At 40.7% G+C, this 26853-nt stretch carries 26 protein-coding genes and 2 pseudogenes; 11 read left to right on the plus strand and 17 right to left on the minus strand.

What is annotated here, in order from left to right:
* Positions 1-2: 2 nt before the first annotated feature.
* The 3 genes and pseudogenes from WN948_RS08600 to WN948_RS08610 all read right to left on the minus strand — a co-directional run bounded on the left by WN948_RS08600 (position 3) and on the right by WN948_RS08610 (position 4063).
* Positions 3-1367: an NAD-dependent succinate-semialdehyde dehydrogenase gene (locus WN948_RS08600; protein WP_342306441.1), complete on the minus strand. Its 1365-nt coding sequence runs from the start codon at positions 1365-1367 to the stop codon at positions 3-5.
* 82 nt (positions 1368-1449) lie between these two features.
* Positions 1450-2917: pseudogene (locus tag WN948_RS08605) on the minus strand (IS66 family transposase).
* Positions 2918-3118: 201 nt separating this feature from the next.
* Positions 3119-4063, minus strand: coding sequence for an IS5 family transposase (locus tag WN948_RS08610; protein WP_342303665.1), 945 nt, complete (start codon positions 4061-4063; stop codon positions 3119-3121).
* A gap of 259 nt (positions 4064-4322) precedes the next feature.
* Between WN948_RS08610 and WN948_RS08615 the strand changes: the two are divergent.
* Positions 4323-4535: pseudogene (locus WN948_RS08615) on the plus strand (DUF3795 domain-containing protein); the annotation flags it as partial.
* 106 nt (positions 4536-4641) lie between these two features.
* The gene (locus WN948_RS08620) at positions 4642-4797 is read left to right on the plus strand and encodes a hypothetical protein (RefSeq protein ID WP_342306543.1); all 156 of its coding nucleotides are present in this window, start codon (positions 4642-4644) and stop codon (positions 4795-4797) included.
* A 265-nt stretch (positions 4798-5062) separates the two neighbouring features.
* Here the strand turns inward: WN948_RS08620 and WN948_RS08625 are convergent, their stop codons facing one another.
* Both WN948_RS08625 and WN948_RS08630 read right to left on the minus strand, forming a co-directional pair.
* Positions 5063-6430, minus strand: a complete 1368-nt coding sequence (locus tag WN948_RS08625; RefSeq protein WP_342303805.1) for an NAD-dependent succinate-semialdehyde dehydrogenase — start codon at positions 6428-6430, stop codon at positions 5063-5065.
* A gap of 93 nt (positions 6431-6523) precedes the next feature.
* The gene (locus WN948_RS08630) at positions 6524-6955 is read right to left on the minus strand and encodes a DUF61 family protein (protein ID WP_342303806.1); all 432 of its coding nucleotides are present in this window, start codon (positions 6953-6955) and stop codon (positions 6524-6526) included.
* A gap of 178 nt (positions 6956-7133) precedes the next feature.
* Here WN948_RS08630 and WN948_RS08635 point away from each other — a divergent pair, with 178 nt between their 5' ends.
* From WN948_RS08635 to WN948_RS08645, 3 genes are read left to right on the plus strand one after another with little or no spacing between them, the layout of a single operon-like run.
* A complete protein-coding gene (locus WN948_RS08635) occupies positions 7134-7418 on the plus strand; it encodes a nucleotidyltransferase family protein (RefSeq protein ID WP_342303807.1) in 285 nt (94 codons plus the stop codon).
* Positions 7419-7445: 27 nt separating this feature from the next.
* Positions 7446-7772, plus strand: a complete 327-nt coding sequence (locus WN948_RS08640; RefSeq protein WP_342303808.1) for a nucleotidyltransferase domain-containing protein — start codon at positions 7446-7448, stop codon at positions 7770-7772.
* Positions 7745-8152 carry an HI0074 family nucleotidyltransferase substrate-binding subunit gene (locus tag WN948_RS08645; protein WP_342303809.1) on the plus strand — a complete coding sequence of 136 codons (408 nt, stop codon included), beginning with the start codon at positions 7745-7747 and terminating at the stop codon, positions 8150-8152. Before WN948_RS08640 ends, WN948_RS08645 begins: the two co-directional genes overlap by 28 nt.
* A 29-nt stretch (positions 8153-8181) precedes the next feature.
* Here the strand turns inward: WN948_RS08645 and WN948_RS08650 are convergent, their stop codons facing one another.
* Positions 8182-9207, minus strand: coding sequence for a Fic family protein (locus WN948_RS08650; protein ID WP_342303810.1), 1026 nt, complete (start codon positions 9205-9207; stop codon positions 8182-8184).
* Between the two features lie 116 nt (positions 9208-9323).
* Between WN948_RS08650 and WN948_RS08655 the strand changes: the two genes are divergently transcribed.
* The gene (locus WN948_RS08655) at positions 9324-10253 is read left to right on the plus strand and encodes a ribose 1,5-bisphosphate isomerase (protein ID WP_342303811.1); all 930 of its coding nucleotides are present in this window, start codon (positions 9324-9326) and stop codon (positions 10251-10253) included.
* A gap of 3 nt (positions 10254-10256) precedes the next feature.
* On the opposite strand, the gene WN948_RS08660 is transcribed toward WN948_RS08655, so the two are convergent.
* The 5 genes from WN948_RS08660 to WN948_RS08680 all read right to left on the minus strand — a co-directional run bounded on the left by WN948_RS08660 (position 10257) and on the right by WN948_RS08680 (position 14904).
* Positions 10257-10553 (minus strand): helix-hairpin-helix domain-containing protein, encoded by a 297-nt coding sequence (locus tag WN948_RS08660; protein WP_342303812.1) that lies wholly within the window; start codon positions 10551-10553, stop codon positions 10257-10259.
* On the minus strand, positions 10550-11284 hold the full coding sequence (locus WN948_RS08665) for a SagB/ThcOx family dehydrogenase (RefSeq protein WP_342303813.1): 735 nt from the start codon (positions 11282-11284) through the stop codon (positions 10550-10552). Before WN948_RS08665 ends, WN948_RS08660 begins: the two co-directional genes overlap by 4 nt.
* Before the next feature lie 272 nt (positions 11285-11556).
* Complete coding sequence (locus WN948_RS08670) at positions 11557-12210, minus strand: class I SAM-dependent methyltransferase (RefSeq protein WP_342303814.1); 654 nt, start codon at positions 12208-12210, stop codon at positions 11557-11559.
* A 62-nt stretch (positions 12211-12272) separates the two neighbouring features.
* Positions 12273-13427 carry a hypothetical protein gene (locus WN948_RS08675; protein ID WP_342303815.1) on the minus strand — a complete coding sequence of 385 codons (1155 nt, stop codon included), beginning with the start codon at positions 13425-13427 and terminating at the stop codon, positions 12273-12275.
* The gene (locus WN948_RS08680) at positions 13387-14904 is read right to left on the minus strand and encodes a PEGA domain-containing protein (RefSeq protein ID WP_342303816.1); all 1518 of its coding nucleotides are present in this window, start codon (positions 14902-14904) and stop codon (positions 13387-13389) included. The genes WN948_RS08675 and WN948_RS08680 overlap by 41 nt, the downstream gene beginning before the upstream one ends.
* A gap of 115 nt (positions 14905-15019) precedes the next feature.
* Between WN948_RS08680 and WN948_RS08685 the strand changes: the two genes are divergently transcribed.
* The gene (locus WN948_RS08685; protein ID WP_342303818.1) at positions 15020-15595 is read left to right on the plus strand and encodes a DNA-3-methyladenine glycosylase I; all 576 of its coding nucleotides are present in this window, start codon (positions 15020-15022) and stop codon (positions 15593-15595) included.
* A 21-nt stretch (positions 15596-15616) separates the two neighbouring features.
* Here the strand turns inward: WN948_RS08685 and WN948_RS08690 are convergent, their stop codons facing one another.
* From WN948_RS08690 to sppA, 5 genes are all read right to left on the minus strand, one after another.
* Positions 15617-16282 carry an ABC transporter ATP-binding protein gene (locus WN948_RS08690; protein ID WP_342303819.1) on the minus strand — a complete coding sequence of 222 codons (666 nt, stop codon included), beginning with the start codon at positions 16280-16282 and terminating at the stop codon, positions 15617-15619.
* Entirely contained in the window at positions 16282-17484 is a 1203-nt protein-coding gene (locus WN948_RS08695) for an FtsX-like permease family protein (RefSeq protein ID WP_342303820.1), read from the minus strand. Before WN948_RS08695 ends, WN948_RS08690 begins: the two co-directional genes overlap by 1 nt.
* Before the next feature lie 7 nt (positions 17485-17491).
* Positions 17492-18655: a hypothetical protein gene (locus WN948_RS08700; protein ID WP_342303821.1), complete on the minus strand. Its 1164-nt coding sequence runs from the start codon at positions 18653-18655 to the stop codon at positions 17492-17494.
* 153 nt (positions 18656-18808) lie between these two features.
* Positions 18809-19291, minus strand: coding sequence for a hypothetical protein (locus WN948_RS08705; RefSeq protein ID WP_342303822.1), 483 nt, complete (start codon positions 19289-19291; stop codon positions 18809-18811).
* 6 nt (positions 19292-19297) lie between these two features.
* Complete coding sequence (gene sppA, locus WN948_RS08710; protein ID WP_342303823.1) at positions 19298-20596, minus strand: signal peptide peptidase SppA; 1299 nt, start codon at positions 20594-20596, stop codon at positions 19298-19300.
* Positions 20597-20694: 98 nt separating this feature from the next.
* Here sppA and metG point away from each other — a divergent pair, with 98 nt between their 5' ends.
* The 4 genes from metG to WN948_RS08730 all read left to right on the plus strand — a co-directional run bounded on the left by metG (position 20695) and on the right by WN948_RS08730 (position 25295).
* Positions 20695-22734, plus strand: a complete 2040-nt coding sequence (gene metG, locus WN948_RS08715) for a methionine--tRNA ligase (RefSeq protein WP_342303824.1) — start codon at positions 20695-20697, stop codon at positions 22732-22734.
* A gap of 244 nt (positions 22735-22978) precedes the next feature.
* The gene (locus WN948_RS08720) at positions 22979-23896 is read left to right on the plus strand and encodes a PAS domain S-box protein (protein WP_342303825.1); all 918 of its coding nucleotides are present in this window, start codon (positions 22979-22981) and stop codon (positions 23894-23896) included.
* 47 nt (positions 23897-23943) lie between these two features.
* Positions 23944-24414: an ATP-binding protein gene (locus tag WN948_RS08725; protein ID WP_342303826.1), complete on the plus strand. Its 471-nt coding sequence runs from the start codon at positions 23944-23946 to the stop codon at positions 24412-24414.
* A gap of 182 nt (positions 24415-24596) precedes the next feature.
* Complete coding sequence (locus WN948_RS08730; protein ID WP_342303827.1) at positions 24597-25295, plus strand: hypothetical protein; 699 nt, start codon at positions 24597-24599, stop codon at positions 25293-25295.
* Between the two features lie 47 nt (positions 25296-25342).
* On the opposite strand, the gene WN948_RS08735 is transcribed toward WN948_RS08730, so the two are convergent.
* The gene (locus WN948_RS08735; protein WP_342306442.1) at positions 25343-26797 is read right to left on the minus strand and encodes an IS66 family transposase; all 1455 of its coding nucleotides are present in this window, start codon (positions 26795-26797) and stop codon (positions 25343-25345) included.
* Positions 26798-26853 lie beyond the last annotated feature (56 nt).

A 26853-nucleotide genomic window follows, 5' to 3' on the forward strand; every position in this document is an offset into this window, starting at 1 on the left:
TCTTAATACACCTTCATGGATTTAACAGTCATAAACTCCAGCATTCCAACACGGTATAATTCTCTTCCGACACCGCTTTTTTTCATACCCCCAAATGGCAGTCGTGGATCTGAGCCTACAATATTATTGACAGTGATAAGACCGGCTTCTATATGCCTTGTCATTCTCATGGCTTTCTCAGTTTCCCTGCTCCAGATACTTGCACCAAGTCCGAATTCCGTGCTGTTAGCTATTTCAATAGCTTCTTCCTCATTCTTAAAAGTAATAATAGGGGCTACAGGTCCGAAAGTCTCATCCCGGACAACAGGAGCATCTTTGTTTATATTATCGAGGACTGTTGGCAGGTAGAATGATCCTTCTCCATTTTTGGACCCACCTTCGAGCAGTACGTTAGCTCCCATTTTCAGGGTTTCTGATACCTGATGGCTCAAAAATTCCCTTTGCTTTTCGCTTACCATGGGTCCCATATCGGTCTTCGGATCCATTGGGTCTCCTACATTGAGATTGCTTGTGTTGTCTGTGAACAGGTCTGTGAAGTTTTCTGCGATCGTCTCGTCAACTAGTAAACGTTTGGCTGCAATACAGCTTTGTCCACAGTTCTGGAATCTAGCTGAAACTGCTGCTTTTGCCACTTTTTCGATATCTGCATCTTCCAGCACAATCAAAGGGTCGCTGCCTCCAAGCTCAAGAACGAACTTTTTTATATTCCTACCTGCGGCTTCTGCAACCTTTTCTCCTGCAGGACGGCTGCCGGTGAAAGTAACAGCATTTATTTCGTCTCTTGATATCAGTGAGGATGCTGTAGGTCCATCTACCAGTAGGGTCTGATAAACTCCTTCAGGTAATCCTGCTTCGATAAAGATCTTCTCAATTTCAAGGGCACACATAGGCACATTGCTTGCATGTTTTAACAGTACTGTATTTCCACCTGCAAGAGCAGGTATTCCAAACCTTAATGCCTGCCAGAAAGGAAAGTTCCATGGCATGATGCTCAGAACAACACCAGCAGGTTCATAGACAAAGCCAGATGTTTCAGCATCAGTTTCCACAAATTCTGCTGCAAGGAACTGATCTGCATTCTCTGCAAAATAATCGCATGTCCAGGCACATTTCTCTATTTCTGCAAGAGATTCTTTGATTGGCTTACCCATTTCCTTTGTGATTATCTCTGCAAGTTCCTGTTCCCTGTTTCTCAGAACTTCAGCTACACATTCAATGGAAAATGTTCTTTCAACAATAAGTTCTTTTTTCCATTCAGCTAATGCTTTTCTTGAGTCCTCTATCTTTTGATCGACCACTTGCTGAGAATAGAGATTGAATTCTCCATTCAATTCCCCGGTTGCAGGATTAACAGAACTTATTTTCACCAATTGTAATTCCCCTTTAGTTATTTATAATGTAACTATTCAGCCTAGCTCACTTCCACCAAGCTGATTTCTTCATCCACGATCAATTCTGCAACTTTGGAACAAATGAATTGCCATAAAATATTGCACTAATTGCATCGATAACAGATTCAGAATTCTTATTAACAGTAGACACGTATCCTCTTATACGGCAGAAATTTTTTGCACCCTGTTCACTGCGGAAAGTACCTGATATCTTCTGCTGTACTTTCGTCATTCTGATATCTCTTTCAGCCTGATTGTTATCAAACGGAACGTTTTGGTCGTACATAAATCGTAAGATATCCTCTTTATGGCCAATAAACCTATCCAGCAAATTCTTTACCGTGGTCTGCTTCTTACGTCCTCGTTTTTTAGACCGCACATTTGATTCCGGATCAGGAGGATTTTCATTCACTCCTAAACAAGTTATGTGATCATAATCCTCACTGAACCTTTGAATTAGCTCAGTATCTAAAAGATCATTATCAACATGATGTTTAATGCATATCAAGAGATCACTCATTATCTTTGGCCACTGTTGATCCCTGTTTTCGGAAGCTCCAGTTAACTCTCGTAATAAATGTGCATTACATAATGAATGTTGACATTCATATTTGTTGTACGGTTTCCAAAAATCATGTGTTGCAACACCAGTGTAACCTGGTAATATGCCCATAGCATCCATTGCTTCTGAGCCCCTTTTGCGATGTGCAAAATAATAGGTCAGTTTGTCTGTACCTGCCACATGAAGCCAATTACGAACTGCATTTATTCTCATTCCTGTTTCATCCAGATTGATGACAGGAGATTCTTTCAGGAGATTCTTTCAGGAGATGTTTCACTGTATTTTCAAAAGCTCCAAGCTTCTCAAAACAACTACGTTCCGTGTTCACCAAAGTAGCAGGACTTATCTTGCATCCCAAAATATCAGAGAACAACTTGGTAACACGCTGATAAGGAAGTAATTGGTAAGTGTGCAAATAAACTGCAAATGACTTAACTCGATGACCGTATTGAGTCGGCTGAGTTACACCATCTGGAAAAAGAGCTTTGTTTACATGAGAACATTTGGGACATGTTTTAATCTCGCAACGATGTTCAATGCAATTGATAGTTATAGGAGGAATGTCAAAGACCTGTCTTCTTTCATAGTCAGAGGGAACAGAAGCTAACGATCTCCCACAATTGACGCATTGATTAACAGGATGAACAATAACTTCATCCGGATCATCATTTATTCTTAATGTAGTACCAGGATGACCGTTTTGACCACCTACATGCTTATTGGTCTTTTTTCTTTGACTTTTAACGGTTGGTTTATTCCGTGCATAAGAATCAGTAGAAGGTGGTTTGCTACTGTTGCGACTATTCTTTTCAAGCATTTCTTCCAAATGCCTGACACGCTCTTCAAGTTGTGCAATTTGGAGAGATTGATGTTCAATTATCCCAAGTAATCGAGTTACAAGTTCTACTACTGCTTCTGGACCAGCTTCATAAACTGCAAGTATTTCTTCGCGGTCTATACAAATCCCCTCAGATTGATAGACGTTTTTTATGATATTTTACTGAATATTTTTTAACACATAGAATGAAGCCATAGTATAGAGGATTTCGATATTCCCTCATTTTAGATCATTAAAGTATTCAAACTCAATTATATCCTCTCATTTTTTATCATTTTGTTTAATTTCTCTTCATTAATCCTTATTTTTAGTATAGCTCCCGCTATCCTAAATTACTCCTTTGGTTTTTAGTGTCCTCAATTGATGCAGATTAAAACAAAAAGCTGTCATCAACATTTTTGCATTCACTCTTTCTACAGTTGTAACAAGAACCTTTCTGGTTTTAAATATTTCTTTTGTCACTGCATACACTCTTTCGCAAGGGACTCTTTTCACACTTATTCTTTCATTTCTGAGGATATCCATTATTCCTAAAGGATGTCCTCTTACAGCTCGTTGCATTGTTGCTGCAAAACCTTTTGCTATTGCTCCAAAATATCCTTTATCTCTATACACCACTTCACCCTTTTCAGACAGATCAACCTGTGAATCGTGAAGTGATGCAGTTGTTGTCTCAAATCTTCTGATTAGTTCATAATCCTTATCAATAATTGTATGAAGTTTGTATCCAAAGTGAGATTTACCATTTTTCTTAGTCCAGGTTCCATCTTTGCTTCTTCTTGTTTTCGCATCTTTTCCTCTGAGTACATCTGCTTTTGCATGTCCTGGATCTGAGTGAATAAAAGTTGCATCCTGGATCATTCCTTTTTTAATCTTCAAACCAAGAGCATCAAGCTGATTCTGCATTTCATCCCACACCGCTTTTTCTTTACCATTGTCGATAATTCTCTTCCTGAATGACCAGACAGTTGTACTGTCTGGTACATATTCAGGAAATCCCAGGAATTTCCTAAAGGATATCCTGTCAATACACTGCTTTTCAAGCTCAGCATCAGAAAGACCATGCCATTGTTGCAGAACAAGCATCTTGAACATTACAATAACATCAGCTTCAGGCCGTCCGCCTGAAGCTGTTCTGTTTATGTACATTGACTCCAGAATAGGGCGAAAAGGCTTCCAATCTACTAAATATTCAATTTCAGCAAGCTTATCTCCGACAGATTGGAGACGCTTATATTCTTCATTTAAGGCAAAATCAGTAAAAGAATCCATAATAGTAAATTTGCTTTGCTATTATTTAAATTTTATTAAATTGTATGAGTATTGATGGTAGTTTATCGAAATCCTCTATATTGTTTTTTGCATCATTAAAACAGTCAGGCTGAATAGTTACTTTATAATAAAGATGGGATTTTTCACTCCCTTCTTATATTTAATAGTTGATGTGATATATAATTGATTTAAGATTTTTCCAAAAAGATTTTTGCTTATCGGAACAGCTTTGAAAAATAAAAATAATATGTTATATGCTATGGCAAATTCTAACAAAACATTGCTTATTGCTCCATGTGGCATGAATTGTAGCATTTGTATGGCATATCTGCGAGAAAGAAACAAATGTCATGGGTGCCGGGCATCAGACCTTAATAAACCTGTTACCCGCACGAAATGTAAAATCAAAAACTGCACAACCTTTCAAAAAGGCGATGCACTCTTTTGTTTTGAATGCACTGATTTTCCATGTGATAAACTGAAACATCTGGATAAAAGGTATCGAACGAAATACAATATGAGTATGATCGAAAACCTTGAAAACATTCAAAAACTTGGTCTCACAGCTTTTTTAGAAAATGAGAGAACAAAGTGGACGTGTTCCAAATGTGGTAGTACTATTTGTGTCCATAAAGGCTGCTGTTATAGTTGTGGTGAGCAGCAAAATAAACAATTCAAACTATTTCCTGAAAAGTCTCAGGGTTGATGTTTGCAGTGGCAAAATAAATAAATAAATAAATAAATAAATAAATAAATAAATAAATAAATTGAACACACAATACATAAACATTAAAATTTATTCAAAAAAGTTGCCAGAAAAAAATCGATTAAGAAGCTGAGTGTTGAAGCTTCAAAGGTGGCAATGCCTTTTTTTGAAAAAATGGGTTTCATTGTGGTACATGAAAACCATATTCTCAGAGATGGACTAATTTTAATAAATCACACAATGGAAAAAGAAATATGACTCCACTAACAGAATTCAGATCATGATAGTATTTCTCACATCATCTTTATCGACTTGATGTTCATGAACTCATAGAACCCGTGCTTTGAGAGTTCCCGACCCATACCGCTTTTCTTCACTCCGCCAAAGGGCAGGCAGGCCTGAGGTGTGCAAAATGAGTTTATTCCAATCATTCCTGTTTCAAGTTCAGCGGCAATTCTCATGGCCCTTTTCCGGTCCTGACTCCATACACTGGCACCCAGACCGAACTCTGAATCGTTTGCAAGTTCAATAGCTTCCTTTTCATCTTTTACAGTGATTATCGGTGCCACCGGTCCGAATGTTTCTTCCCTCATGACCCTCATATCCATGTTTACATCACTAAGGACGGTTGGTGAATACATGTAACCCTCACTTTCCATTCTTCCTCCTGGAATCAGGGCTTTTGCACCCTTTGATATTGCATCATTGACCTGGTTTTCCAGTATTTGAACCTGCTCTTCCCTTACCATTGGTCCGATATCTGTATCAGGGTCCATGGGGTCACCGACCTTCAGATTCTTCGTACCTTCAACAAACCTTTCAGTGAACTCCTCCGCCACGTCTTCCATAACAATGAAACGCTTGGCTGCTATGCATGTCTGTCCGGTATTGATAAATCGACTTGGAACTCCTACTTTTGCCGCCATTTCCACATTTGCATCATCAAGAATTATAAATGGGTCACTGCCACCGAGTTCCAGCACAAATTTCTTCATGTTATGAGCGGCAAGTTCTGCGACCTTCTGGCCGGCATCATATCCTCCGGTGAAGGAAACTGCCTTGATCTCATCTTTTGAAATGAGTGAGGATGCAGTGGGTCCGTTCACAAGAAGTGTCTGGAAGACACCTTCAGGAAATCCTGCCTCTAAAAATATGTTCTCAATTTCCAGTGCGCACATTGGCACATAACTTGAGTGCTTCAGTACCATCACATTCCCACCTGCAAGCACATGGGATGCTGCACTGAGCACCTGCCAGAATGGGAAGTTCCATGGTTTGATAGCAAGCACGGTGCCCATTGGTTCATAATGTATCATCGAGTCGCACGAGTTCTCTTCCGCAGGCTCAGGATCAAGCATCTTCTCTGCATTATCTGCAAAGTAATCAAACATGGTTGCACATTTTACGACCTCGGGAACTGCCTGCTTCATGACCTTTCCCATCTCAGTTGTGATGAGTTTTCCATATTGCTGCTTGTTCTTGCGTAATATATCAGCGAAGCTCCGCAGAAGTTCATTACGCTCTGAAACATCAGTTTTCTTCCATTCAACAAATGTTTCAGCAGATTTTTTGAGTATTTGGCTAACCTGCTCATCAGTATGTATTTCTACTTCACCGATGACTTTTCCTGTTGCTGGGTTGATGGATGAGATAGTGGTCATGATAAATCCTCGAAATCAATGATATAATTGAACTGTCCCATATTTGCTATTATTGATTGCGTTTAAAAGTGAGAGTTGTTCTCTAATATTTAATTATCTCATAGCAATCTGTACAACAGTAGGATGCTTTTTCATGATAGTATAAGCAATGGACTTCTCAACCCATAGTTTTCCCTGTTGCATGCGGCGCATATTACTGAGTTCTCCAAGTATCTGTAATGCTTCAAGAGCCAGAGGATCATTGAGATAACAACTGTCAGGAACCTTTATATCCGAAAAGAAAATCATGGGCAGCTTTAGCTTTTCATGCAGGTCTGGAGGCAGTTTTTCGCTGAGATTTAGCAGCACAGCTGTGTCAAAAATGTGTTCTTTTCCTGTTTTCGTTCTGGACTCTGGTCTTTCTTCTGTTAGAAGCTGGACAAGGGTTTTGCGCTCTGAAACAATGCCATCATTTATTTTTCCTATTTCCAGTCTCATCCATCGAGTGAGGATTGAGTCATCGGCAATTGGATGTCTTCCTGACATATTCGCACTTCTTGTGTGAGGATAAAGATACTATCTCGTTTTTCTACATTTTTGTATGTTGTTTTCTCTAAAAAGACTTACATATCAGGCACCGTGTAATTTGGTATTTTATTTGATTGATACCTCATTCTCATTTTTTTGGGGTTAACGATTTAAACTTTGTGGACCAGTATTTACTATGGATCCTCTTAAGCTTTTGAAGCAGCATGAAAACGTTATCAAAGGATGGTTTGGTGTTAAGAGAATAGGTCTTTTTGGATCATTTGCCAGAGGTGAATCACTGGATAAGAGTGATGTAGACGTGCTTGTAGAGTTTGCTGAAGGCAAAAAAACATTTGATAATTTCATGGAATTAAAATTCTATCTTGAAGAGCTTTTTGGAAGAGATGTTGATTTGGTCATTGAAACAGCTATTAAACCCAGATTGAAGAATTACATCATGAGGGAAGCTGTTTATGCCTAAGGATTATGAGTTTGGCAGGTCTTGTCAATGAACAATTCATCTTCTGTTTTTGAAGCATCCATTCAAAAAGTAAAGACAGCAGTTCTTGAAGTTTTTGAAAATGAGGATGTAAGGATAATTCTTTTCGGTTCAAGGGCAAGGGGAAATGCTCACTACACGTCGGATATAGATATTGGCATTCTGCCATCTGGCAAGTGTGATAGAAAAAAGATAACTGTCTTAAGAGCAGATTTAGAGGAAATGAACATTCCCTATACAGTGGATCTGGTGGACCTGTCCATCGTTTCCGAAGACTTCAGACAGAAAGTGCTTGATGAGGGTGAAGTATGGAAAGACAGAATAAACTGCAAATGAAAGCAAGAGTTGCAAAAAGAGCTCTGGGTACCCTGCAGGAGATCATGGATGAGTCATACTCTGTCATAATCAGGGATGCTGCAATCCAGCGATTTGAGTACACATTTGAGGCGATATGGAAACTCGTCAAGGAGTATCTTATTGAAAGAGAGGGTATCGTGTGCAATTCTCCGAAATCGTGCTTCCGTGAAGCTTTCAAAATGCATCTCCTAAATGAGAATGAGAGTATGCAGTCGTTGTACATGACCGATGACAGGAACATGACAACTCACACATATCATGAAGATGTGGCAGAGGAGATATACAAGGAACTTTCAGGATATTACAGTTTGATGAACAGGATATACACGAATATTATCAAGGATTCAGGACTGGATTAATTCCATGATTTCCGCTTGCTATCCTTTTATCAGATCAACTCATCCAGGTGGTCGTACCTGAGTTTATAATAAGTTCCACGTCCTGTTTTTCCCACCTGTACAAAGATCTTTTTCTTAACAAGTTCATGAAGGTCCCGTTTTGATGTTGAAACTCCCAGATCGCAAAGTTTCTGGTATTCCTGATTCGTGATCTTTCCCATCTCACGTGCAAATTTTATTCCTTTGATCTGTCTGTCTTTTAATCCTATCTGAAGATATTTTCCTACATTCCCGTGGTCACGGCTTATGTTCAGCACGGCATTTTCAACCCTTGAGACCTTTAATGCAAGAGCGTAGAGATAGTACTCCAGCCATTCATTGATGTCAGGTTCTTTTCCATTGCTGCCTTCAAGGCTCTCAAAATAGTCTTTTTTTCTCTGGTTGAAGAACTCCTCAATGGTGAACAATTTCTTTGCTTCTTTGAAGTTTTTTCCCAGAATATAGGCAGATATGCTTCTGGCAATAGTCCCACTCGCTTTTTCAAAAGGATGCATGCGATAAAGTTCATAGTGAACTATCCCGGCCTTTAGTGCAGGTAACATTTCGGCAGCTTCGTCACTGTAGATCCAATCGATCAAGTCCCTAACACAATATCTCACTCTTTCAGGTTCCATAAATCCTTTAGCTATAGTTGTTCGGTAACGACCAATCTCATCTTCCGGACCAATTCCTTTCATAGCAATTTTATGAAGTGTGAGTATCATATCCTCGGATATTTCCTCGTTTTCAAGGCTCTGAAGATACTCATTCAGTTCCAGAAAATTAAGGACCTGTTTCTTATCCGTTTCATCCCCGAATATATCCTGTCCGTTTACGAGTTTTGTAACCTGTCTTATGGATAGTCCATTTTCATCAAGGCTGGTTGCATGATAGGCGAGCCTGAAAAGGTTGTTGATCTGCAGTCTTCTTTCCCATGCGGGAGGTACGTGGGTATTGAGAATTATCTCCCTGGCTGCCTGTGTCCTTGCAAGCAGGCGTACCATTCTGTCATTATAGTAAAAATCCGGCTGGTACATATTTCAGGTATTCTCCAGAAGGCCAATGCCCCGATTATTTATTATTTGTTCCGGTCAAAGCTTTTTGATATTAATTGACTGGCTAAATATAAATTCTTTAAATACGACTTATAATTATGGATGATTTGTACACTACAGCAGAGAAGATAAGGACGATGGATATCAGGGGGGCAGGAAGGATTGCAGTAGCAGCATCAGCTGCCATGAGGGATTATGCAATGTCGTTGAAATCCCTGCCTTTAAATGAATTTGATATTAAGATTGAAGAGGCAGCAAAGACACTTGTGGACACCCGACCAACTGCCGTATCCCTTCCCAATGCTGTTGCTCTCACAAAGAGGCATAGTTCTACGAATACTTATGATGCCATCGATGAAATATCAGAAAATGCGGAGAAATTCATCAAAAATGCAGAGGAAGCACTGGGTAAAATAGGAAAGATAGGTGCTCAGCGCATCCACGATGGCGATGTCATCATGACCCATTGTAATTCCCATGCAGCTATCTCTATTATCAAAACAGCCTTCGACCAGGGCAAGAACATATCTGTCATTGCCACAGAATCCCGGCCCAGAAGGCAGGGTTTCATCACCATCCGGGAATTGAATGATTACGGTATTCCTACAAGTCTCATTGTGGACTCGGCTGTGAGACTGACAATGAAAGAAGTAGACATTGTGGTAGTCGGTGCAGATTCAATTTCCGTTAATGGTGCACTCATTAACAAGATTGGCACTTCCCAGCTCGCAATGGCGGCACAGGAAGCCCGCAGAAATGTTATCGTTGCTGCTGAAACCTACAAATTCAGCCCGAGAACTCTTCTTGGTGAAATGGTAGAAATAGAAGACCGTTCCAGTGATGAAGTAATAGATGCTGAGATTCTCAGTGAACTTCCCAATGTCAAAGTCAAAAATCCGGCGTTCGATGTGACTCCTGCAGAGTACATCGACTTGATAATCACTGAAGTAGGAGCTTTCCCTCCAGCTATGGCTTTTACGGTAATAAAGGATTATCTGGGACTTGAAATTGTTGAAAATGAGAGTTAATGTTCAATCCTTTCTTTTTTCCATATTCTTATCGGACCAGTTCCACCATTTGAGCAGTTGCGGGTCGTGGTTTTTATGGGATGCATAATAGACCGCTTCCCTGAAACCATATAATACACATCTATCTACGTGTTTGCCTCTCAGTTCAATTAATTCAAGGTACATTAACTCGGGATCTTTACCTTTGAGCTGTGCGATCGAGTGTATCCCCAGTTCCCATAGTTGTTCAGCCGATTTCCTCCCAAATCCTGGCATCTGCATTATTTCTTCCAATCCTTTTTCTTTTTCAGAGTTTTTCATTTTTTACCCACGGTTGCAACATATATGACGAACTCATTTTCTCCATCAAGTCCAAGTGCAGGATTAATTTCCTCGTCAAGGAATGCTGCAATAGCACAAACTCCACAGCCCACTGACTCTGCGCTTAGGTAGAGGTTCTGGCAGGCATGTCCTGCGTCCAGATGCAGATACCTGTATCCCCTCTGCCCGTATCTCCATTCCATCCTGTAGGGTACGGCTGTCCAAATGAATGTAACAGCACTGGTCTTAACGAATGCCTGATCAAGACATCCCCGCATTATCTTATCTGCGATGTCCTTTCCCATATCAATTTCCACAAGTTTATGTTCAATGGGGAGGAATCTGTACAGACCATTTTCCACTCCGTGAACATTATTTACAAGAATATAGGTCTCCAGGGCGTGTCTTGCTCCGGCTGAAGGAACTGTCCTGAAACTGACAACATCCCGGACAACTTCCTTGACTCCCTGTGTGCACCAGAGCAGGTATGAAAGTTCTTCAATCAAAAGTGGCTCAGAGCTGTAATTTCTGACACTTGTTCTGTTTTCTATGGCCTGTCTCAGGCCGATCTCATTTACCTGTATATCTTTTGGTTTGGGGAGGTCTATGATCCTGTTGTTATCCTTTGCTCCCAGTTCCAGAGGTGGCTGAGGATACCCCATTGCCTGGTCTGATCTGTCAAGATATCTATACTGTGTCTTTTCCATGAAATCTTTGCCAATTTCCTTCATTTATTACCCCCACACGTATATTCGTTGCAGCATTGAAATTATTTATGAGTTGTAACTATTCAGCCTACCACAATTAGCCTATTGATACTGATTTAATCAAAACGGAGATGTTTGCTCACTAACAACCTAAGAATCAAAAAAGCAATCAATGGCAACAATCAAAATTAATGATCCTAATAAAATGTAGGTCTCAACTTTTTGTCAAGATTGCTATTGATAGTGTTTTTATCAGGCTGAATAGTTACTATGAGTTTTATCATTCATCATTTTCATCATTCATCATTTTTCTTCAGGTTCTTGCCTGCACTTATCACCACAAATCCACCTTCACCATGACTCCATATTGCCGGTTCTGCAATCGTAATCTCTTCCAAAGGCTTGAAAAGCGTCTGGCAGACGCCGTACTCACTGAGCCCTGCTTCATGAAGGAATGTAAGCGTTTCATCCACTGTCCTGAAGTTCATAGTCTTGTGAGAAGTCCTGCTCTTTTCCTTCTCATCGTAAGCTTTTCCAAGATGGCTATTCCGGTCTATCATTCCGATTACGACCACACCAGAATTTCTGAGTATTCTTGCTGCTTCGTTGAACGCTTGCTGAACATCATCCAAAAAACAAATCACTGTGACCATCAGGATCATATCGAAAGTTTCATCCTTGAATGGTAGTTTTTCAGCCACTGCCTCAACGCATTTGATATTCCTCTGACGTGCCAGTTGAAGCATTCCAGTTGATGGGTCCAATCCATAGCCGAGATGCAACTTGCTGGCAAACCTTCCGGTTCCTACACCTATCTCGATTCCTCTGAGATTCGGTTGCATATTAGCAAGTATTTTTACGATGGCAGAAAGTTCCGAATCGAATACTGCCATGTTTTTATCGTACCAGGCATCGTATTCATTTGCGTGCTGATCGAAATATGTTCTCATTCAGGTTACCTGCCACTATTATGTGGATAGGATATGTAGAGGTATAATTCTCATTTTAATGTCTATATTCTGGTGCCGATGAGTCCCATTACTTTTTCCAGCATATCGGTCACTGTTATGCCTGTCAGGTCTTCCAGTAGGGTTATTGAAGGTATCAGGAACGAACCCGTGAAAGCATATATGGCTTTTTTACTCGAATTTTTATCGTGTACGTCTCTTATCTTTTTCTCTTCCTTCTCCAGCAGGTCAAGGACAAGCTGCAGTTTTTGGAGTTCTTCCTCTTCCCATTCGTATTCTTTTTTAGAGGCAAGTTCAAGCAGTTTTTCGTAGTTCATCCTGTACATATCATCGATTCTGTCCAGCTCGGTTCCTACACCTCTATTTACCAGTGACCCCGTGGTGTTCATCGTAATGAAGAATAGACGTATTCCCAATAGTAGCAATATAAGCAGGAATATTGTCTCGTATGACACCACAGACCTGGGTGAAACGAAGGCTATCATTGCAAGTGCAATGATAATGAAGTAATTACTAACGGCCATAAGCATGAAATGCTGTACTGGTTTGAGACCGCCCATTCCGTCAGAATGGAACACATCTGTTAGAATGCCATTTTTCTTTCCCAGTGAAGCAATGGTATTTGTCAGACCGATCATAAACCATACGATAATTGCCAGCATACTGTACATAAGGTATGCAAGGATGTGGTTTATCACGTCAAGCAGTAAAGCCAAGGTGCTGCCCGGGTCGAAAAGAGAAAAGTAAAGAGGTATCTCACCGCCTGAATATCTCCATTGCCAGAATCTTATTATTTCCAGCGCCATGAACGGTATTATCACCAGCAGGATCGTACGGCTTAAAACGCTTGAATCCTCCAGCCATGTTTTCAGATGATCCTGAAAAGCTGTGAAGTTCCCTTCCTTAAAAAGTGGTATTATACGGTTAAAGGTACCTTCAACACCAGAAAAAAGGTAAACTATGATTGCGAATTGGTATCCTATCAACAGGCTCAGGGCCGATATTGATAGCAGGTTATAGAAGGTCAGGTGCAGGAACTTTACCTCCGAAGAGATAAGCACATACACAGAGAATACAGCCAGAGCTATTGCAAATGAGTAAGTGAGACTATTTTCTGTAAATTTACAAAAGAAATTCCTTGCCCACATATGTATCGTGTTAAAGCTGTCTTTTTTTCTTCCTAATGAGGCCGTATCCACAGATCACGGCCACAGCAGCGATGGTTGCCAGGAATCCAGGTACAACCTCTGGTTCTGTATCGCTGGCGACATCGGAAGTCTCGATATCAGTTGATGGCATTGTTTTTTTCCGCTCACTGTTATCCGTCAGTTGCTCGTTTTCCTCCTCCTCGGATTTCATGAGCTCATTTACCTCCATCTCGGAACTGATCAGCTGTATCTCCTTATTTATCTGGGCTTCTTCTCCCGGTGTGAATCTTATGGTTTCCTCATGGACGCGGTATCCCTCAAGTTTCAGTTGTATTTCATGTTCATCGAAATCCGTAAGGACTATGTCCTGACTGGGACTGGAATCTACCATATTTCCGTCAATGAATATTTCAGCTCCAGATGGCTGTGACACCACTGTCAGAAGCAGATATGGCACGACAAGCATTATGACATGTGTATCTGTTGGCATAGCACCCATGTTTATGTCCTCTACCACGATGTGTATATTCTCTCCTGTGAATTTGGGCAGCAGATAATCCTCACCCTTCAGCAATATCTTTTCCTCAATGACCTTTCCATCCTGTTCAACCAGTACCTGGACTTCACCGGCTCCACTAACCTCACTTATGAGCATTACATATCCATCACCCAGGTCGAAAGTATCTCCTGTCTTCTTTTCCATAGTCTTGACTGGGGTAGCTACACGTAATGGTTTTTCTATCACCTGTATTCTATTCAGTTCCGGGGTCATGAGCGGAATATCTGTAAATGCGGGTGTTTCTACCCCACTGATCTTCTCAGGTTGTGTTTCAAGGCCACTCATATAAGCTACAGTGTTGATAAAAAGTGCTTTTCCGTTATCTGTCATACTTTCAGGAGAAGCTGTAAAACCCCACAAAAAGTATCTGTTCTCTTCAAACAGCAGAGGATAGTGCTCTTTATTCTCAGGTTCCCTGCCTAGCATCAATATTTCTTCCGTCATGGAGGGAATGTAGATACCAATGTGATTTGTAGAAGAGTACAGCTGCAATATGCCATCTCTTGAAATCTTTATAACATTGGGTTCCTGAAAAACAGTATTTGAAGCATCAACTACATAGATGCTGTTTACACTGCCATGCCACCCGTTCGGGTGTCCGCAAACAAGACCGATCTGTCCGAAAAGGGAATATCCTCCCTCTCCGATTCCAATTACCGGTCGACCACTTTTTCTGATGGCAGTTACAGTATCAATATCAATCCATTCTGTGTCTGTTCCTGTAATTATAACATTGTACTGCGAAAGGTCGGTATCCTCCACCTTACTTACGGGTATCATGTTTACTCTATAGCCATTATCTTCAAGCAACGAAACGTAGGATTTTGCATTCGTCGTATCTGCAGAATATATGTAGATAATCCCTGTGTTAGTTTCTGCGCTTGCCACTGTTACCAATGCAAAGATGATTGCCAGTGCTACCACTAAGCTTGTAAAAGATGTAATGACGTATCTCACGTCCCCTTGCATATAATTGCCCCCAATATAAATTATGAGCTCTTCTTATATAATTATCATCTTCTGGAAAGTATAATTCTCAGTTTGCAGGGAAGATTTAATAATTCTCAGTCACACAATTATTTTCATGAAAGTACGATGCGAATGGGCTGAGGTCAATGAATTTGAAATAGAGTATCATGATACCGAATGGGGTGTGCCTGAACATGATGACCGAAAACTGTTCGAGTTTCTGATACTTGAAGGAGCACAGGCAGGGCTTAGCTGGGATACTATTCTGAAAAGAAGAGAGAACTACCGGAAAGCCTTTGATAATTTTGATTACGATGCAATTGCCAGCTATGGTGAAGAGAAGATAGAGGAACTTTTACAGGATAGCGGTATTATCAGGAACAAGCTGAAGGTGCGTTCCGCAGTTCGCAATGCTCAATCATTAATCGAGGTCAGAAATGAGTTCGGCTCATTTGACAATTATCTTCGGGGATTTTTGAAAAAAGGAAAAACTATACAGAATTCATGGAAATCAATGGAAGAGCTACCTGCAAAAACAGAGTTGTCCGAAAAGATAAGCAAGGACATGAAGAAAAGAGGATTCAACTTCGTGGGCCCCACGATAATCTATGCCTTCATGCAGGCTATGGGAATGGTCAATGACCATGTTGTGACATGTTTCAGACACGAAGAATGCAGAAAACTTCAGTGAAAGATCCACAGGAATTCTTATTCAATCTGCAATCAGTCCGTCCTTTAAATTGATGACCCTATCCACATAATCAAGATGCCACTCTTCGTGAGTTACCATCACAATGGTCTGCTCATTTTCTTTATTGAACCTGCTGAACAGTTCAAGGATCTGTCTGGAGGCTTCACTGTCAAGATTGGCGCAGGGCTCATCGGCAAAGAGTATTTTTGGTTCGTGTACCAATGCTCTGGCGATAGATATTCTTTGTTGCTGTCCACCACTCATTTCTGATGGCAGGTGATGCATCCTGTCAGCAAGTCCTACAGCTTCAAGTATAGCAGTAGCTTTTTTCATAACATCCTCTTGTTTTAGTCCCTGCATCATCAGGGGCAGGTAGACATTCTCAAGACCTGTCAGGGTGGGAATCAGCGCATAATCCTGGAAGACGTAACCCAGATTGTCCAGTCGGAATCTTATTTTTTGTTTGTCAGTAAGTTCTGATGCATTGGTCGAGTCAATGAACACCTGCCCGGATGTTGGTGTATCCAGTAATCCGAGTTGGTTGAGCAGGGTGGTTTTCCCACTTCCGCTTGAGCCTACGATGGCAACGAATTCCCCTTTATCTATATTGAGACTGATACCCCTGAGTGCGTTTACTTCCACTTTACCCATGAGGAAAGTTCTTGTGACCTCTTTTGCTTCAATCATCAGTTCGAACCCCATATAAGATCGAGCAGACTTCTCTTTGTCATCCTGTAGGAAGGAATTAAAGATCCTATGACAGCCGCCATGAACAGCATCATTGCACGGATGGCAGCCTCAGAGTTACTAAGGTTCAGGCTCACTTTGCCAATTGGTGCATTGATGGGATGTGATTGCGTATAAGGTGTGAAAACGAACTGCATCAGGCTGTAGCCTATGACCATTGCCACAAAAGCATAGAACATCGCTTGAAACACAAAGGATGAAATTATCACTTCCTCTTCTATACCGATGGCTTTCTGGACGCCTATCTGTCTTTTCTGGCTTACGATGTTGACAAAGATAACCACAAAAATGATAACAAAGGCTACAATGAGACCAACTGCTGTGAATACGTTTCTTATCATTGAAAGTGTGCCTTCTATTATTTTGAGTATTCCGGCAAATTCCTGCCAGGTGCGCACTTCCTCCTGCACTCCCAGGGAAAGTATCTCTTCCCTGACGTATTGCTCATCTGCTTCGTCCTTAATCTTTATGGCGATCTCATGAGCCTTATTCTCAGCGTCAAGCGCTTCCTCAAGGTCTTCCTTGTTTACAAAGGCTGAAGAATCTGACATGAAGAACAAAGTATTGTAGATACCCTTTACCCTGAATTCCATTGCCTGGCCGTTTATCATAACAGTAACAACGTCCCCCACAGACACGTCTTCAAGAGACCTGCTTTGCATTACTGCTCCGTATCCGCCGGACAGTTCTCTTCCAAGTACTATTTCTCCCCTGTCCAGCTTGCTTATGAATTCCCCCTCGACCATCGCGGATTGAAATTTAGTGACGAGCTCCTCTTCATTTGCATCAATACCATAAATTGTTGCACCAACCTCTTTTTCTTTGAAAGATATGGAACTCTTCAGTCGCAAACGCGGAGAGACACCCACCACTTCAGGAAGGTGTTCTATCTTTTTTGTAAGCGAGTCAACATCTGATATGTAAAGTTCATCCTGGCCGGGTTCTACAACAAGGTCTCCTGTCTGGTAGTCCACAAGCACATCATTGAACTTCAGCGTCACTCCGCCTATCATACTGGAAAAGAATACAAGTTGGAGATACACAAGTGTCAGGACTATGATAGTAAAGAAAGTGATACCTTTGTTTCCTCTAAGTATCGACCGTGATGCCAGGAAAAATGAGACCTTTGTTCTCTCAAACATATTCTCCTCATTTATCAGTCTCTTTTTTGAAATGCTTTCTGAGAGTGAAAACCCCAAAGATCAGCAAAACCAATACAATAGCTCCTACTAATAAACGATATGGTGATGTACCTTTCACATTCATGGTCAATTTGTGTTCAATCGAATGGTTCCCGAAATCATCTTCGTATTCGATGAGTGCAGTGTACTCCTGATCACCGCTTTTGCGGGGAATGAAGAAGAACGTTGCAGGAGCATCATCGTTGGCATCAAGCTTTCCGATAAAAGCTTCTTTTGTTCCGGAGATATCAAGTTCTACAAGGCTGACCTTCACGGATCTTGCTTCGCCTTCTCCTACATTCTCTATCCTTATCATCTGGGTGAGCTCTTTACCCTTTTCAGGCATAGTAGGGTCATTCTTTATGTTCGCGATATCGATCTTTGCCCTTCCCTTTGCCTCAAAACCAATGGTCTCTACTGAGTCGATGTTCAGACTTTCAGTATCATCAACTGCAGTTACTGAGATGGGTATGTTGTATGACGTTATCTCTGCGTCCTTTCCAAGGCTTAGCTCGAAAGCTATATGTTCTTCTTCTCCCGCATCAAGGGTGTGGATAAATGCAGTATTATCTTTTACAGCTACAAGGGACGTGACATCATCTATCAGAAGAGTGATACGTATATTCTTGGCATTACCACTTCCAACGCTTGCAACAGTGGTGTACAGATAAAACGTATCTCCGGGAGATATTCCGGATTGTGAAAACGAAGAGTTCATCAGGGCAATTGAAGGAGTCCCTTCAACTTTAACAGATATTGTTCTTGTAACAAACACGTCATTGCTATCAGAAAGCCTGAATGTCACATGGTATGTTCCTGTTCTGGCTTCAGGATCGATGAGAAAATTATAGTTGACCTCCACATTTCCATTGGAGCTTATCCTGTCAATCCTGAAACTGTTGTTGGAGATACTTTTCACACCATATTCCTTTTCCGAGAATCTCAATATCAGGGGGAACTGGTTCTCGACTTCAAGGACTATATTGTTGGCTGTGGTATCATCATAGTTTGCTACACTTACTTTAACAAGCAGTTCCTGTCCGGGTCTTACGGGTTGTGGTGATATCTCTACTGCAAGTATGTCCAGTTTATCAGTTCTTACCTGGTCCCGGCCAAGTACCGGGGATGACATGCATAAAATTAAGATCACTGTTACAAGTGCAAACAATCTATAATGTCTTTTACTGACTATTGTAACTCCCCCACCAGCAATACAAATCTAATTTTTTATAATATGAGTTGAGCACAGGCTAACTTATACTTTTTGTTTCACTGTCAATGAGAATCAGTGCCGTTTCAAGTACTTGTAGCAGTAAATTCCTGTTGCAGGCAGAAATGAGAGAAGGCATATCAAATATATTGCTCCTGAACTTACCAGTCCAAGAAGTGGGTTGTTTGGCAGAGGCAATAATGGTCGAATGTCCATGTAAAGGAAAGAGTCAAGCAGCACATGGCTCCATGTTCCTATAATTGCCCCTGTCATTATGGATATGAAAGAATATGTCTGTTCTATCTTTAATTTGTCAGTGATCTTTTGCAACCAATTTCTTTGAGAAAATAACATCCATGCAAGTAGAAACGCAATTACTGTTGCACTCAAAAAAGTATGAAGCGGTCCGTGCAGGGGCCAGCAACCTGCAAAGAGGCAATAGGTAGCTCTCACATCAATAATTATGCTTCCCAGAAGGATGGAAATAAGGTTGACCTTTTTCTCGAAAAGCTCTCCGAGCAAAAAGGCCGGTCCCAAATGGAATGGTGTGAAAGGCATTCAATATCAGCTTATCTGACCGTAGGGACTTTCTTCATAGTAACGAAGGAATTCTTCTGCAGTGACCGTTCCTTCGGACTCTGAACCAAAGAGCAGGCTTGAAATGGATGGTTTGTTCATGTAAACGATAGTTGGATCACCTTCGATCTCTCCCATCTCTGCTGCTATGTCAATTGCGTCATAAAGGTTGCCGAATTCATCCACAAGACCCAGATCCTTTGCTTGCCTTCCGGTGTATATCCTGCCATCTGCAAGGCCTTTTACCTCACTGGTGCTCATATCCCTGCCTTCTGCCACATCCCTTACAAAGTTTCCGTAAACTTCTGCAACAACCTTGTTGGCATATTCCTTTTCATCATCTGAGAGACCTCTCCATGCTCCTCCCATATCCTTGAATTCTCCGGATTTTACTATGTAGAATTCAACTCCTTCTTCATCATAGAATGCAGAAAGGTTCTGGAATGTCCATATGGTTCCTATGCTTCCGGTCATGGTTGAAGGGTTAGCAACTATAAGGTCTGCAGGTGCTGACAGGTGATAGGCTGCACTTGCTGCCACATCTCCCATTGAGATTATAACAGGTATTCCACTATCACTCGCTTTTTTGACCTCGGTATATACCTCTTCTCCTGCAGTGGAGGACCCTCCTCCACTATTTACTCTCAGGACAATGGCTTTTACATGATCATCCCTGAGAGCTCTTCTAATGTTGTCTGATATCTCTTCAGAGCTCACATAACCAAGTCCGCCTGGTATGCTGCTTGTAATAAGAGTTCCCTGAACGTAGATAACAGCTACCTTGTCATTTGAAGAGTAAAGGTCACCGTTAAAGCTCTGGTAAATGAGTGCAAAGCTTGCACCAATGATGAACACAAGAACGGCAACAATGGTAATATATTGCCATTTGCGGCTTTTCTTCTTAACAACAGGAGTTTCCCGGGATGGGCTGGTATAACTTGTTGTTGCATTTGTTGTTTTTTCCTGTTCATACTCAGTTTCCTCTTTCTTTCCTTCAACTGGTACTTTGTTAACAGGTGTATCGTTAGTTATGTTGTTTGCTGCAGTTTGGTAACTATCAACTTCGGCAGTTTTCTCTGCAGCTTCGTTTGCTACAGGAGTTTCCTCTGTATCTACGACTTCTGATTTTGCATCATCAGATTCAGCACTGTTCTGGATGTCACCCATGTGGTCCTCTTCATAACTATACGGGTAACGATGATATTCGACATCATCCTCTGTTTTTTTATCTGAATTATCTTCGTTCATCTCTGGATTCCATCCCGGTTGTAAAATGTATGTGAACATTCAAAAACCTTGCCTTATGCTATATGAGCGAAATATATTTTATAATTGCACGCAATGCAACACCAGAGCTATTGATAAATTTCCAATGGAGTTAATAAATGTCAAACATTCCTTCTGATAAAGCCGTGCTTGTAACATGCGGTCTTCCATATGCTAATGGCAAAGCGCATGTCGGGCACCTTAGAACATACATTCCTGCAGATATATTTGTGAGGTCACTGAAAAAGAACTCACAGGAAGCAACATTTGTCTGTGGTTCCGATACCCACGGTACTCCTATTGTGGTGAATGCCGAGGGACTTGGAATTACACCTAAGGAACTTGTAAAGAAATATCATGTCCACTTCGATGAAGTATTCAAGAAGATGGGTGTCAGGTTTGATGCTTTCGGAACAACCGATGATGACACAAATCACAACCGTACACTTGAGATAGTTGATAGACTAATCGAAAAGGATTACGTTTATCCTAAGGTCATAGAGATCGCATATTGTCCTCAATGTGACCGCTTCCTGCCTGACAGGTATGTTGCAGGTACATGTCCTCACTGTGGAGAAAAAGCACGTGGTGATGAATGTGATCAGGGATGTGGCAAACATCTGGAGCCAGGAGAGCTCAAAGAGCCTGTATGTACCATATGCAATGGTCCTGCTGAATATAAAGAGCAGGAACACTTCTTCTTCAAACTTTCCGAGTTTAAGGACTTCCTGCTGGAACATCTGGAAAACCTTGGTGGAACCCTTAACGCACGTAATTATGCCATGGGATGGATAAAACAGGAGCTTACAGATTGGTGTATTACAAGGAACCTCGAATGGGGTATCAGATTCCCCGGTCACGATGATCTCGTTGTTTATGTCTGGGTGGATGCACCTATTGGTTACATGGCTTTCACAGAGCAGTGGGCAGAAGCTACTGGCGGTGACTGGGAAAAATACTGGAAGGGCGATTGTCCGATAATCCACTTCATTGGCGGGGACATAATCTATCATCACTGTATCTTCTGGCCGGCAATGCTCAAAGGAGCTGACTACAGTCAGCCATCTGCAGTTGTTGCATCAGGCATGTTAAAAATTGAGGACAAGACCTTCTCAAAGAGCCGTGGTTATGTGGTCTGGGTTGAGGAAGATTACCTCGATCATGGTTTCCATCCGGACCTGCTCAGATATTATCTTGTAAGTTACACCTCCCATACAAAAGAGGTTAATTTCTCATGGAAGATATTCCAGGACAAGATCAACACAGAGCTTGTGGGAGTATTTGGTAATTTCCTGTACAGGAACCTGCTCTTTGCCTTCAAGAACTTCGGAGAGATTCCTGAGGGAGACATCGACCCTGAGGTTATGGAGAAAATAACTTCCACCATAGAAGAGGTTACAAAGGTAAATGCAGATTATGAGTTCAAGAAAGCTGCTGACACCGCAATGGCTCTTGCATCTTATGGTAATTCATACTTCCAGTCAAATGAACCCTGGAAGCTCATTAAGGAAGATAAGGACGCATGTGGCAAAGTTGTTAAGAACTGCATACAGTTGGCCAAGGCACTTGTGCTGCTGTTCGAGCCTATAACTCCCGGCAGCATGGAAGTTGCCTGGAAACAGATTGGTATGGATTCAGATATACACACAGCTACCTATGAAGAAGCAACTGTTCCTGTGCTAAGCGGCACTAAACTGGCAAAGCCTGAAATATTGTTCACCAAGCTTGAGGATGACAAGATTGATGAGATGGAAGCGATATCCTCAAAGCGCGTAAAGGCAGCAATGGCAAAGGAAGCAGGCATAAAGGAAGTAGAAAAAATGGAATTCAAAGACGAAATAGAATATGATGATTTTGCAAAGCTTGATATCAGGGTTGGAAAGATAGTTTCCGCTGAAAAGATCAAGAAATCAAAGAAACTCTTGCGCCTTCAGGTTGACATCGGTGATGAGGAACCAAGACAGGTTGTTGCAGGTCTTGCAGATTATTATGAGCCCGAAGAGATGATCGGTAAGACAGTTAACGTGCTTGTCAACCTCAAACCTGTGAAACTCTGCGGCGTAGAGTCACAGGGAATGCTCCTTGCAGCAGATGCAGGAGAAAATGTTTCCCTGCTGACAACAGACAAGGATATGGGACCTGGTTCCTGTATTATGTGATTTTTTGGGATGCAGGTGCTGAGTTTGTAGTCCCCTCATTTCCTTCATTTTTTATATTTAACGTCACTGAAGCCCAACTCTTTTATTTATATGGGCTATCTTGGTTGCATAAAAAGATTAATATATACTCAATTATTATATTATTCTTGATACACAAGAAACATTGTTATAGATAACAAAGCGAAATGAAGCCGCATTTGTCGGTTTTCTCTCCAATCTGAAGTATTAGGTATGTGCGTGAAATATGAATCTGCAAAAAAAAGACACTATTCTACATGGCAGTATCTATATCTTAATGGTAGCTTTGATGGTACTTTCAAGCTACTTTATCTTTTCATTGAATATTACTAATTTTGAAGAGCAAGAGAGGCTGATAATAATAATCAGTCTGACTTTGGCATTTTTAATTTTGGGTGCGACCGGTTTCATCGCTCATCTGGTCGTAGCAAATAAAACGACGTATGCAAGATTCAGAGTTCTCATAGATGAACTCGGGTATATACAAAAAAGTGGTGACTTATCTTCCAGAATAATGATTGCCGGAAGCGATGAGGTAAACTGGATTGCTGATAACGTAAATAACATGCTGGACTCCCTTCAGGAAAAAGAAGGAAAATACCATTCTCTTTTTGAACAATCCAATGATGCCATTATGATCCTAGACTCAAATGGCTCGATACTTGAAGCTAACGAAGGTACTTCCAAATTGCTTGGATATGAACAATCCATGTTATCTGAGCTGGATCTTACTTCCTTATCACCTGATGGTTTTTCTTCTAACATGGCTTATATTTTTCAGGAGAGCCTCGAAAAAGGTTCATATCAGTCAGAGGCTAAAGTTAAACTTTATGAAGGAGGTATAATTCATGCAGATATCAGTTCATCGGTAATTGATAGAGAAAAAGGTACAGTTCAGGTTATTATACGTGATGTAACTGAAAAAAAACTTTATGAAGAAATGTTGTTGAAGGCAAAGAACGAAGCTGAATCTGCCAATCGTGCAAAAAGTGAGTTCCTTGCCAATATGAGTCATGAACTGCGTACACCTCTTAACTCTATAATTGGTTTTTCAGACATGTTGCTTTTGGAAACATTTGGAGGACTGAACGAAAGCAGAAACGCCATGTCAGTAACGTATCAAATAGTGGTAAACATCTATTAACTCTTATAAATGACATTCTTGATCTGTCCAAGGTTGAAGCAGGGAAGATGGAATTTTATGTTGAAAATATAATAATCGCTGACCTTCTGAATGATGTCATGAAAATAGCTTCTTCACTTGCATCAAAAAAGAACATAATTCTGATATCCAACATTGATCCACAATTGGTTTCAATCAAAGCCGATAGAAAAAAGCTCAAGCAGGTTCTTTTAAACCTTTTGAGCAACGCCATAAAGTTCACTCCAGAACATGGCAAGGTGACAATCGAGGCAAAAAGGGATGTTGAAAATGTCCGGTTTGAAGTAAAGGACACAGGAATTGGAATATCTAAGAAAGATCAGGCTCTTCTATTTCATGAATTCACTCAGATTGATTCTGCCCAGAATCGTGAGTATGAAGGAACTGGGCTAGGACTTGCCCTGACAAGAAGGTTCGTGGAAATGCATGGGGGCAATGTCTGGGTGGAGAGTAAAGTGGGGAAAGGTTCAAATTTCTATTTTGAGGTTCCTTTGGCTTAAGGAGAAAATATCACATACGAATCAATGTGAATTTGATGGTTATTAGGTATTGTTCGATCGGTTAAATAAAAAGCGTAATATATATTAGAATATAAATTAACTTTCAGTAAATGGGAGATGAATAGGAAACTATTTTTCATCTCCCTTCGTTTGTGGGATTATATGGGATTAGGTTGTCGGAAATGAATCTAGGAAAAAAAGACACTATTTTGCATAGCAGCACATTTATATTGATGATAGTTTTGATGTTACTTTCAAGTTACATTATCTTTTCATCAAGCTTTACTGAGCTTGAAGAACAGTATGCTCTTCATAATACACATATGCTTACTGATACAATTCAAGATGATATGAGTTCTCTCAGTTCAAGTGCATCATATATGGCATTATATGCAGAATTTGACAATATGGATACAGATTCAGGGAAGGGATATGATAAAATATTCCAGGATGAGGAACTTCTTAATAATCATGATATTGACAATCTCCTTATTTATGATCCTTCCAGTGAACTCTTACTTTTCAATTCCGAAGCATTTGATGAGGGAAATGATGTAACCTCAGTAAATGGAATTAAAGCGTACATTGCATCCCACCCGGAGATTCTGCCAAGATGTCAGGAGGAAGTTTGCCTTTCAGGTCTCATTTTTCTTCCCGACAGAACCCTTGTAGTTGCTATGAATTCTTTTGCATCAGGGGGCATATCTGAGCAGGATACATCTATTGTGGTTGCCTCCCGCCTGCTGGACCTAAAAGGGATGAGTGCCATGCAGGAAGGGTCAGGATTTGCGGTCCATCTGGAAAATGCAAGTATTTATCCGAATGATAAGGAAGAGTCCATGACGGGCCAGTTTGCAGGCAATGTGTTTCTTAGTTCGTAACTATTCAGCCTAGCTCACTTCCACCAAGCTGATTTCTTCATCCACGATCAATTCTGCAACTTTGGAACAAATGAATTGCCATAAAATATTGCACTAATTGCATCGATAACAGATTCAGAATTCTTATTAACAGTAGACACGTATCCTCTTATACGGCAGAAATTTTTTGCACCCTGTTCACTGCGGAAAGTACCTGATATCTTCTGCTGTACTTTCGTCATTCTGATCTCTCTTTCAGCCTGATTGTTATCAAACGGAACGTTTTGGTCGTACATAAATCGCAAGATATCCTCTTTATGGCCAATAAACCTATCCAGCAAATTCTTTACCGTGGTCTGCTTCTTACGTCCTCGTTTTTTAGACCGCACATTTGATTCCGGATCAGGAGGATTTTCATTCACTCCTAAACAAGTTATGTGATCATAATCCTCACTGAACCTTTGAATTAGCTCAGTATCTAAAAGATCATTATCAACATGATGTTTAATGCATATCAAGAGATCACTCATTATCTTTGTCCACTGTTGATCACTGTTTTCGGAAGCTCCAGTTAACTCTCGTAATAAATGTGCATTACATAATGAATGTTGACATTCATATTTGTTGTACGGTTTCCAAAAATCATGTGTTGCAACACCAGTGTAACCTGGTAATATGCCCATAGCATCCATTGCTTCTGAGCCCCTTTTGCGATGTGCAAAATAATAGGTCAGTTTGTCTGTACCTGCCACATGAAGCCAATTACGAACTGCATTTATTCTCATTCCTGTTTCATCCAGATTGATGACAGGAGATTCTTTCAGGAGATGTTTCACTGTATTTTCAAAAGCTCCAAGCTTCTCAAAACAACTACGTTCCGTGTTCACCAAAGTAGCAGGACTTATCTTGCATCCCAAAATATCAGAGAACAACTTGGTAACACGCTGATAAGGAAGTAATTGGTAAGTGTGCAAATAAACTGCAAATGACTTAACTCGATGACCGTATTGAGTCGGCTGAGTTACACCATCTGGAAAAAGAGCTTTGTTTACATGAGAACATTTGGGACATGTTTTAATCTCGCAACGATGTTCAATGCAATTGATAGTTATAGGAGGAATGTCAAAGACCTGTCTTCTTTCATAGTCAGAGGGAACAGAAGCTAACGATCTCCCACAATTGACGCATTGATTAACAGGATGAACAATAACTTCATCCGGATCATCATTTATTCTTAATGTAGTACCAGGATGACCGTTTTGACCACCTACATGCTTATTGGTCTTTTTTCTTTGACTTTTAACGGTTGGTTTATTCCGTGCATAAGAATCAGTAGAAGGTGGTTTGCTACTGTTGCGACTATTCTTTTCAAGCATTTCTTCCAAATGCCTGACACGCTCTTCAAGTTGTGCAATTTGGAGAGATTGATGTTCAATTATCCCAAGTAATCGAGTTACAAGTTCTACTACTGCTTCTGGACCAGCTTCATAAACTGCAAGTATTTCTTCGCGGTCTATACAAATCCCCTCAGATTGATAGACGTTTTTTATGATATTTTACTGAATATTTTTTAACACAT

This window comes from Methanolobus sp. ZRKC5, assembly GCF_038446525.1.
Classification (GTDB): Archaea; Halobacteriota; Methanosarcinia; order Methanosarcinales; family Methanosarcinaceae; genus Methanolobus.

Bases quoted from the DNA above. Each gene is read 5' to 3' on its own strand.
- WN948_RS08630 (WP_342303806.1), bottom strand. From the start codon at position 6,955: ATGTCAGGAAGACATCCAATTGCCGATGACTCAATCCTCACTCGATGG.
- WN948_RS08625 (WP_342303805.1), bottom strand. From the start codon at position 6,430: ATGACCACTATCTCATCCATCAACCCAGCAACAGGAAAAGTCATCGGT.
- WN948_RS08690 (WP_342303819.1), bottom strand. From the start codon at position 16,282: ATGATTGAAGCAAAAGAGGTCACAAGAACTTTCCTCATGGGTAAAGTG.
- WN948_RS08730 (WP_342303827.1), top strand. From the start codon at position 24,597: ATGAATCTAGGAAAAAAAGACACTATTTTGCATAGCAGCACATTTATA.
- WN948_RS08680 (WP_342303816.1), bottom strand. From the start codon at position 14,904: ATGCAAGGGGACGTGAGATACGTCATTACATCTTTTACAAGCTTAGTG.
- WN948_RS08725 (WP_342303826.1), top strand. From the start codon at position 23,944: ATGGAATTTTATGTTGAAAATATAATAATCGCTGACCTTCTGAATGAT.
- WN948_RS08705 (WP_342303822.1), bottom strand. From the start codon at position 19,291: ATGCCTTTCACACCATTCCATTTGGGACCGGCCTTTTTGCTCGGAGAG.
- WN948_RS08650 (WP_342303810.1), bottom strand. From the start codon at position 9,207: ATGTACCAGCCGGATTTTTACTATAATGACAGAATGGTACGCCTGCTT.
- WN948_RS08695 (WP_342303820.1), bottom strand. From the start codon at position 17,484: ATGTTTGAGAGAACAAAGGTCTCATTTTTCCTGGCATCACGGTCGATA.
- WN948_RS08645 (WP_342303809.1), top strand. From the start codon at position 7,745: ATGGAAAGACAGAATAAACTGCAAATGAAAGCAAGAGTTGCAAAAAGA.
- WN948_RS08635 (WP_342303807.1), top strand. From the start codon at position 7,134: ATGGATCCTCTTAAGCTTTTGAAGCAGCATGAAAACGTTATCAAAGGA.
- WN948_RS08685 (WP_342303818.1), top strand. From the start codon at position 15,020: ATGAAAGTACGATGCGAATGGGCTGAGGTCAATGAATTTGAAATAGAG.
- WN948_RS08610 (WP_342303665.1), bottom strand. From the start codon at position 4,063: ATGGATTCTTTTACTGATTTTGCCTTAAATGAAGAATATAAGCGTCTC.
- WN948_RS08700 (WP_342303821.1), bottom strand. From the start codon at position 18,655: ATGTCATCCCCGGTACTTGGCCGGGACCAGGTAAGAACTGATAAACTG.
- WN948_RS08720 (WP_342303825.1), top strand. From the start codon at position 22,979: ATGAATCTGCAAAAAAAAGACACTATTCTACATGGCAGTATCTATATC.
- WN948_RS08660 (WP_342303812.1), bottom strand. From the start codon at position 10,553: ATGAAAAACTCTGAAAAAGAAAAAGGATTGGAAGAAATAATGCAGATG.
- WN948_RS08620 (WP_342306543.1), top strand. From the start codon at position 4,642: ATGAGAGAACAAAGTGGACGTGTTCCAAATGTGGTAGTACTATTTGTG.
- metG (WP_342303824.1), top strand. From the start codon at position 20,695: ATGTCAAACATTCCTTCTGATAAAGCCGTGCTTGTAACATGCGGTCTT.
- WN948_RS08665 (WP_342303813.1), bottom strand. From the start codon at position 11,284: ATGAAGGAAATTGGCAAAGATTTCATGGAAAAGACACAGTATAGATAT.
- WN948_RS08670 (WP_342303814.1), bottom strand. From the start codon at position 12,210: ATGAGAACATATTTCGATCAGCACGCAAATGAATACGATGCCTGGTAC.
- WN948_RS08655 (WP_342303811.1), top strand. From the start codon at position 9,324: ATGGATGATTTGTACACTACAGCAGAGAAGATAAGGACGATGGATATC.
- WN948_RS08640 (WP_342303808.1), top strand. From the start codon at position 7,446: ATGAACAATTCATCTTCTGTTTTTGAAGCATCCATTCAAAAAGTAAAG.
- sppA (WP_342303823.1), bottom strand. From the start codon at position 20,596: ATGTTCACATACATTTTACAACCGGGATGGAATCCAGAGATGAACGAA.